Genomic DNA, 992 nt, shown 5'->3' on the forward strand with positions numbered 1-992 from the left:
CCAGTTTCTGAAGCCCAAATTCTGCGGAAGGCCGTGACGTGCATTCTATTCGATTTAGCCGAACGAGCCAAAAGCCTTCGTTTTCCTCGGCAACGGTTCTATGGCCGAATTACGGATTGGAATAGTGCTTTGCTGATACCTGCTCAAGTTCTCATGTGCGGTCAGGCGATCCACCCAAAAGCATATCCCGCGGCGAGAGATCCCAAAATGGCAAGCAAAAGATAGAGCAAGAATGGCTTCAGTTTGAGAACCGGGGCGATGGCCATTGCTCCCCAGATACTGACCACACCACCTGAAACCAAAAAGGCCATGGCGGCGCCTTCAGACATGCCGTTGTCAATCAGTCCGCGCGTTAGAGGGAGTGCGGCGTAGCCATCGATATAGGCTGGGGCGCCAACAAATACCGCAGCGGGTATGGCCCACCATTGATCCTCGCCTACGTAAGCCGCAAGCATTCCTGGGGTCAGAGCAGCATTCAACGCGTATTCGGCCGCAAAGGCAGGGATCAGGCAGATTGAGATAAGTCGTGCCGTCGCCCAGAATTGTTTGCTGAATGAATGCCGACGCGCTTGAGTTCTCCAAACGCATGGATCGAAGGTTTGGTAATTGCCACATCGCGCAGCGCTCAATTGGCGTGCCAGACCATTGTTGCGAAGCGCGTACAATGACCAAGGTGCTTTGGCAAATAAGCTGGCAACCGCCCCTCCGAACACACCCAATCCGAATGCTGCGAACGTTTTGCCAATTGCAAAGCTCAATCCCAAAGTGGCAGCCGTCGTTGCGAGCATTGCAGGGTCTGTGATCGGGGATGACAGCCAAAACGCCATGATCGGGGCAAGCGGCACGCCAGCAGCCAACAACCCAGCCATCAATGGCAGTACGGTGACACCACAAACTGGCGTAATGGCCCCGATCAAAGATGCGGCCACAACCGTCCGAAGAGTCTTGCCTTCGAACACGCCTGCAATGTGGGTGTCTGCTCCACTGGCGAT

At 54.9% G+C, this 992-nt stretch carries 1 protein-coding gene; it reads right to left on the bottom strand.

Annotated elements, in window-relative coordinates; all coding sequences use genetic code 11:
- Nucleotides 1–161 precede the first annotated feature (161 nt).
- Nucleotides 162–992, bottom strand: an 831-nt coding sequence (locus G7G_RS0122210; protein WP_010443725.1) for a permease, incomplete at its 5' end; no start/stop codon positions are given.

This window comes from Ruegeria conchae (assembly GCF_000192475.1).
GTDB lineage: Bacteria > Pseudomonadota > Alphaproteobacteria > Rhodobacterales > Rhodobacteraceae > Ruegeria > Ruegeria conchae.